The organism is Synechococcus sp. R6-7 (genome assembly GCF_047461695.1).
GTDB lineage: Bacteria > Cyanobacteriota > Cyanobacteriia > Thermostichales > Thermostichaceae > Thermostichus.
Window position 1 is genome coordinate 1 of the sequence record NZ_JANSHS010000326.1, and the last position, 6451, is coordinate 6451.

7 protein-coding genes are annotated in these 6451 nt (G+C 60.7%); all 7 read left to right on the plus strand.

What is annotated here, in order from left to right:
- Positions 1-242 precede the first annotated feature (242 nt).
- Positions 243-926, plus strand: coding sequence for a hypothetical protein (locus NW815_RS09980; RefSeq protein WP_414389828.1), 684 nt, complete (start codon positions 243-245; stop codon positions 924-926).
- Positions 927-962: 36 nt separating this feature from the next.
- Positions 963-1886 carry an ABC transporter permease gene (locus NW815_RS09985; protein WP_414389831.1) on the plus strand — a complete coding sequence of 308 codons (924 nt, stop codon included), beginning with the start codon at positions 963-965 and terminating at the stop codon, positions 1884-1886.
- Between the two features lie 347 nt (positions 1887-2233).
- Positions 2234-2386 carry a photosystem II protein Y gene (locus NW815_RS09990; protein WP_414330801.1) on the plus strand — a complete coding sequence of 51 codons (153 nt, stop codon included), beginning with the start codon at positions 2234-2236 and terminating at the stop codon, positions 2384-2386.
- 34 nt (positions 2387-2420) lie between these two features.
- On the plus strand, positions 2421-3521 hold the full coding sequence (locus tag NW815_RS09995; RefSeq protein WP_414389834.1) for an NAD(P)/FAD-dependent oxidoreductase: 1101 nt from the start codon (positions 2421-2423) through the stop codon (positions 3519-3521).
- A 177-nt stretch (positions 3522-3698) separates the two neighbouring features.
- Positions 3699-4604 (plus strand): 6-carboxytetrahydropterin synthase, encoded by a 906-nt coding sequence (locus tag NW815_RS10000; protein WP_414389844.1) that lies wholly within the window; start codon positions 3699-3701, stop codon positions 4602-4604.
- 10 nt (positions 4605-4614) lie between these two features.
- Positions 4615-5931, plus strand: coding sequence for a DNA double-strand break repair nuclease NurA (locus NW815_RS10005; RefSeq protein ID WP_414389836.1), 1317 nt, complete (start codon positions 4615-4617; stop codon positions 5929-5931).
- Positions 5932-6041: 110 nt separating this feature from the next.
- A partial coding sequence (locus NW815_RS10010) for an alpha-amylase family glycosyl hydrolase (protein WP_414415964.1) occupies positions 6042-6451 on the plus strand: 410 nt, incomplete at its 3' end.

The window sequence follows — 6451 nt, forward strand, 5'->3', positions numbered from 1 at the left end:
GCGGGGCTCCTGCGATTTCTAGCTGAGGCCAGAACAGATCCAACTGGCCTTGTCCGCAGCAGAGGTGCGGAACACTTTCCCGTGAGAAGTGTCTTGAGCTGAGGAGCTGAGAAGAGGGCTGGCTGCTATCTTTGTCGGATGGCCCTCCTTGGTCTTGTTGAATCTCTGCCCATGCTGCTGTTGCTGACCAATCTGATTGCCGTTTTGCTGTTTTTGCTCTGCCCTTAGTGGATGCTGAGTGGATGCTGAGGCGGGAGTTCGGCGGAGCAGGGGTGCTGGCGGGAACCTTTGGCCTCATCGACCCGCAGCAGTTGGGAATCCCGGAGACTTTGGCGGTGGGTTGGATCCCAGGGTTGAGCTGGGCCTGGGTGCTGTTGGCGCTGTTGTCATGTCTGGCTCTGGGGATCAAGGAGCGGCAAGTGCGGGCCCGCTGGCTGTACAGCTTGGGGGTGGGCGGTCTAGTTCTGTTTAGGCTGGGCTTGCTCTGGTTTTATGGGGCAGTGGGGGCGGTGAACAGGGCGGCCCTGGCGGAAGGGATCCCGCCAACTCGGTTGCCGTTGCGGCGGTTCAGCCCTTCTTTGGCTGGCTATGCCAGCTTTGCCTATGCCCTGCTGCTGTTGCTGCTGGGGCGGCTGCAGTTGCCGGGAGGAAAAGCTTTTTTGGTGCGGCAGCGGCAGATCATCGTACCCCTGAGTGCCTTGGGGGCGGCGGTGGCAGCAGGGGCGGTGGTGGTGGGGTTGCTGCGGCCCGGCTTAGGCTCCTCGCCCGATTCGCCTTTTTTTGTAAAGCTGAGCACCAAAGTGGACTTGATCACCTACACCTTTTCATTGCTGCAGGCGGCCTGTTGCCCGGCTATTTCACGGATCCCTTGCAGGCAGCCCAGGTGGAAATGGACTGCGATGAACGCTCAACTTGAGTACCTCTGAGCGGAGATCTCGTTTGCGCTGGCGCTGCGGAGCAATATGGCAACTCTGTTTTGGGCTTTGATCCCGGCTACCCTGCGCTCCACTACCCCTCTGTTGCTCACGGCCTTGGGGGGCATGTACTCCGAACGCAGCGGCGTGGTCAATATTGCCCTGGAGGGGATCATCTTGTTTGGGGCTTTGGCGGCGGCGGTAACCACCCAACGCCTGGAAGCTTCCCTTCTGGCCCAGACTCCAGCAGCTCAGGTGGGTTGGATCCCTTGGGTGGGTTTGTTGGCCGGCGCCTTAGGGGGGGTGGCCATTGCCTTTGTGCATGCGCTGATGTGCATCCGCTACAGAGCCGATCAAATTGTCAGCGGCACTGCCATCAACCTGTTGGCCATGAGCGTGCCTTCGCTGGTGCTGCAATCGTTCTACGGCAACACCACCAACTCTCAAGAAATTGTCAATCGGCTGCCGCTGTGGCATGGGTTTAGCCCCTTGGTGTATCCGGCCTTTCTGTTGGTGCCAATCTCCTGGTGGTTGCTGTTCAAAACACCCTGGGGCTTGCGGCTGCGAGCGGTGGGAGAGCATCCTCAGGCTGCTGCCACCATGGGGGTGGATGTCCTGGGTATGCGCTACGCGGCGGTGCTGCTCTCCGGCCTGTTGGGGGGCCTGGCGGGGGCCTACCTTTCCATTGGCTTTTTGAACCAGTTTGTCCGCAACATGTCAGCAGGAAAGGGCCTTATCGCCTTGGCAGCGATGATCTTCGGCAAGTGGCACCCCTTCGGGATCCTGGGCGCGACGCTGTTGTTTGGGGCCACCGACGCCCTGGCCATTCAACTGCAAGGGGGAGATGTGATGCCGCCCGTGTTGATCCAGGCGTTGCCCTTTGTGTTGACGATGGGGGTTCTATCGGGAATGCAGGGCCGCGCCCGCCGCACTCGTCCGCCGGCTGCCTTGGGCAAAATCTACAGTAACTGAGAAAGAGCCCAGAATTAAGATCCAAGTTGCGGGCTTGAGCAGCAGTTAGTCAGGTGATCGGGGTCGATTGCACATCCCTGGTGGGTGCGCTAGTTCTGGACGCGATTCTCGGTGTGGGCCTGTTGGCTCCCGCCTTGGCAGCCCAGATGGGGCAAAGTCTAGCCGGTAGGGATCCCCATTTGGGTTTATTCTGGACTTAGCCATCTTTCCAGAGTTGCACCTCAGCTTATGCGGGATCCAGAGTCGAAAACGGTTTCACCCTATCGGGATTCTGGCGGTGGCCAACCCTGGAGGCTCTTGTTCCAAGCAGTCGGTAAATCAATCTATGTTAGGGGGGGAAGAAAACCATGGACATTGATCTTCGTCCGCTGATCGTTTTGTCGCCCATTGTTTTGGTGGTTGCCTGGGCTGCCTACAACATCATCAAGGCTGCCATCAAGGGAGAAGCCAAGCTCTTCGGAGAGAGGGGCAACAACCCCTTCGGCAGAGGCGGGAGCTGAACGTGCGGATCCGGTCACAGCTGGCAGGCTCAGTATGCTAGGCGAAGCAACCCAGGCAGCGGTAACCCCTTCCGAGGGAGCCCGCTCAACATCCGCCGATGTGATTGTCATCGGGGCGGGAGTGGCCGGTTTGGTGTGTGCAAGGCAACTGCTGCGGGCAGGGCTCCAGGTTCTGGTGCTGGAAAAATCGGCAGGCTTGGGCGGGCGCATGGCCACCCGTCGAGTTGAACATGCTGGGCAAACGGTGCCGGTGGATCATGGGGCTCAATACCTGACTGCCGATTCGGATGGCTTTTATCGCTGGGTGAAGGAGCTGCTGGGCCTGGGGCTGCTGGCGGAATGGACGCGCTCGCTGCATGTGCTGGATCGAGAAGGGCTGCGCCCAGAGGATCCCAACGATGAAAAACCGCGCTATGTCTGCCCTCAGGGCATGACGACGCTGGCCAAACACCTGGCTGCCCCGCTGTCGGTACACACCCAAACTCGTGTGGTCAGCCTCAAACCTTTGGTAACCACCTGGCAATTGAAAGCGGAGAACGGCCAATGCTACGAGGCTGCTGCCTTGGTGGCGACAATCCCGGCCCCCCAGTTGCTGCCCCTGCTCCGGGAAGGGATCCCTTCGGCTGAAAACCTGTTGCCTCTACTGGAATCCGCCCAGTATCAACCCTGCCTTGCGGTTTTGGCGGGCTACTCTGAGCATACGCCGCCTTGGAAGGGGATCAAGTGCTTGGAGGATCCGATGTTGGCCTGGCTGGGACTGGACAGCAGCAAGCGCCTGCAGCCGCTCCCGCCTGTGGTGGTCTTGCATGGGGGGGCGGAGTGGTCATCTCTGTACTTGGAGGCCGGCCCCTCTGAGCTGGAAAAGGCCGGTCGAGAATTGCTGGCCCACGCAGCCCAACGGCTGGATCCCTGGTTGGCTTCGCCACAATGGATGCAGGTGCACCGTTGGCGCTACGCTTTGCCTTTGGAAACCACGGGATTGGCCAGCTTAAGCACCCGTGTGCCGGTTTCCGCTGCTGAGGGATTGCCTTTGGTTTGTGCCGGCGATTGGTGCGCCGGAGGGCGCGTAGAGGGGGCTTGGCTCTCAGGACACAATGCCGCCAAAACCTTGCTCGAAATGCTTTCTGGGAAATGAGGGTATGCACAGGCCGACCCGGTCGGCAGGGCAAGTGCCTGACCTGGCGCAGGACAGAGATGACGGCAAGACCACTGGGAGGGTAGGCTGAGGGCCGCTGAGAATTTCCACCCTCTGGGCCGGGGAGTGTGTCAAGCTAAAGGGTGGATCCCCCGGCAGATGCTCTCCTCTCCACTCATGTCCAGAATCTGTACAATCTACCGCCGTGCGCAATTTGCCGCCAGCCATCGGTACTGGTTGCCCGAACTCTCAGAAGCCGAGAACTTAGCCCGCTTTGGCCCAAATGCCCGTTTTCCCGGCCATGGCCACAACTATGTGCTGGAGGTGGGCATGAGTGGTGAGGTGGATGACTATGGGATGGTGCTCAACCTCTCAGAGGTGAAGCAGGTGATCCGGCAGCGGGTGATTCAAGATCTCAACTTTGCTTATCTAAATCAAGCTTGGCCGGAGTTTGCCCAAACCTTGCCCACTACCGAGTTTATCGCTTACGTGATTTGGCAACGCCTGGCCGATGCCTTGCCCCTAACCAGCGTCCGTCTGTACGAAGATCCTGAGCTTTGGGCCGAATACCGAGGAGAAGCCATGCAAGCCTACTTGACTGTTGCCACCCATTTCAGCGCCGCCCACCGCTTGGCTCTGGATCACCTGAGTTTTGAAGAAAACAGCGCCATCTACGGCCTCTGTGCCCGTCCCCACGGCCACGGCCACAACTACGGCCTGGAGATCACTGTCAAGGGATCCATCGACCCGCGCACGGGGATGATCGTGGACTTGGCGGCCCTGCAGCGGCTGATCGAGGAGCAGGTGGTGAAGCCGCTGGATCACACCTTTTTGAACAAAGACATTCCCTACTTTGCCCAGGTGGTGCCTACTGCCGAAAACATCGCCCTCTACATCCAGCGGCTGCTGACTCTGCCCCTGCGGGAGCTGGGGGTGCAGTTGCATCGGGTTCGCCTGCAGGAGAGTCCCAACAACAGCAGCGAGGTCTACGGGGAGTTTCCGCTGGAAGAGCTGCTCAACTCCTCAGAAGGACAAGATGTGGCTTCTTCCGCTTCTGGCAGCCCTATTGCCATGCAGGGCTGATGCGGCCATCATGTTGGATCTGGTTAAGCTGAGCGGGCAAATTCCTGCGTTCACCCGGCACCTGCAACAGGAGTCGAAAGCCAGCCAAGAACGCCTCCGCCAAGCCTGGCAAGTTTTCGAGCGCTGGCAGCAGGAGCCGCAGGTTTGGCAGTCCCGCTGGGCCGAGTGGGGATCCCATCTGTCGTTTGTTTGCGCCAGCCCCGCCGAGCCGCCGGAAGCCTGGGGATCCCTGCCCAAGGTCGAGCCTCTGCAGGGGCGACACACGGTGGTGGCCACGGATGGATCCCAGATTTTGCCCAGTCACCACGAGATTGCCTACTGCTCGCTGATCAATGTTGGGCGCGTGGTTCTCCACTACGGCACCCAGGAGTGGCCGCTCCTGGACAGCCAGCCCCTGCTGCTGTATGGAGATGGGCCCCTTGCCCAGCAAAACCGCTCAGACTCCCCTCTCTCGGAACCGCGGGCAGAAGGGTTGCCGAGGGCCCCCCTTAACCGGCGAGACTCTCGCCCGCAGCGCGCTCCAGGTGAACGCAATCCTACCAGCGGCACGGAGTCCTCGTTGGGGCTGGAAGAGATACTGGCCTTACGACGCTCCCAAGCGGAACTGGAGGAGCTGGCTCGTTTGGCCCTGTCGGTGCCCCGTCGCCGCATCACGCTGGCGCTCCTGGATGGATCCCTAATCCCTTGGGGACTGGAGCCTCTGCCCCAGTCGGCCCGGCGCCCCTGGTTGGATCCCATTCTGGCGACCTTGGAGCAGTTGCGGGCGGCCCGCATTCCTCTCGTGGGTTACATCAGCGCCTCCCGCAGCAGCGAAACCCTCAACTACCTGCGCTTGGGGCTGTGCCCGTACCTGGGCTGTGACTGCTACCGCTACTGTCCCGGCGAGAAGTCTCCTCCCTGCCATCCCTTCGCCCCCCTGGCAGACCGCGTCTTTTGGGGATCCCTGCTGCAGCCGGGAGAGCGCAGCCCCCTTTGGCGCAGCGGCGCCAGCGTGTTGGACGCCTTCGGGGAACACCACGTCCACTGTTGTTACCTCAATGTTGGCGAGGGATCCCTGGGCCAAGCCGAAATTGCTCGCCTGGAGTTTCCCGCTTGGGTGGTCCAGGATGCGGAGTTGCTGCAGCGGGCTCTGGCAGGGGTGCTGAGCCAAGTGCACAAGGGCTTTGGCTACCCCATCGCCTTGGCGGAAGCCCATCATTTGGCGGTGGTGAGAAGCGGGGATCGGCAGCGGTTTTTTGCCTTGATCGAGCAGGAGCTGCTCCGGGCCGGCCTGCGCCACGTGGCCGTCTCCCGCAAGGAAGCCCAGAAGCGGAGTGGCATTGCCTGAACCGACGCCGGGGATCCCTGGCACCCAAGAGAAGGCTGTAGCCTATTGAGGGGATCCCCATTCAACGGCTAGGGTTGCCAAGGTGTCCCAATCCTGTCTCTGTTGCCGACATGACCGACATGATGATCCGAGCCCCTCTGCGCAGCCTCATCTCCCCCCTCACCCACGACCCCCTTTGGTACAAAGATGCAATCATCTACGAGCTGCCGGCACGGGCCTTTTTCGACAGCGACGGCGATGGCGTGGGCGACTTCCAGGGCCTGACCGAAAAGCTGGACTACTTGCAAGAACTGGGGATTACAGCCGTCTGGCTGCTGCCGTTTTTCCCCTCGCCTTTAAAAGATGACGGCTACGACGTTTCTGACTTTACCAGTGTTCACCCTGACTTGGGCACCCTAGAGGACTTCAAGATCTTTCTGGAGGCTGCCCATAAGCGGGGGATCCGCGTCATCATTGAGCTCATCCTCAACCACACTTCGGATCAGCACCCCTGGTTTCAGCGGGCCAGACGAGCTGCCCC

Coding starts and splice junctions, on each gene's coding strand:
- NW815_RS10000 (WP_414389844.1), top strand. CDS start 3,699: ATGTCCAGAATCTGTACAATCTACCGCCGTGCGCAATTTGCCGCCAGC.
- NW815_RS09990 (WP_414330801.1), top strand. CDS start 2,234: ATGGACATTGATCTTCGTCCGCTGATCGTTTTGTCGCCCATTGTTTTG.
- NW815_RS10005 (WP_414389836.1), top strand. CDS start 4,615: ATGTTGGATCTGGTTAAGCTGAGCGGGCAAATTCCTGCGTTCACCCGG.
- NW815_RS09980 (WP_414389828.1), top strand. CDS start 243: ATGCTGAGGCGGGAGTTCGGCGGAGCAGGGGTGCTGGCGGGAACCTTT.
- NW815_RS09985 (WP_414389831.1), top strand. CDS start 963: ATGGCAACTCTGTTTTGGGCTTTGATCCCGGCTACCCTGCGCTCCACT.
- NW815_RS09995 (WP_414389834.1), top strand. CDS start 2,421: ATGCTAGGCGAAGCAACCCAGGCAGCGGTAACCCCTTCCGAGGGAGCC.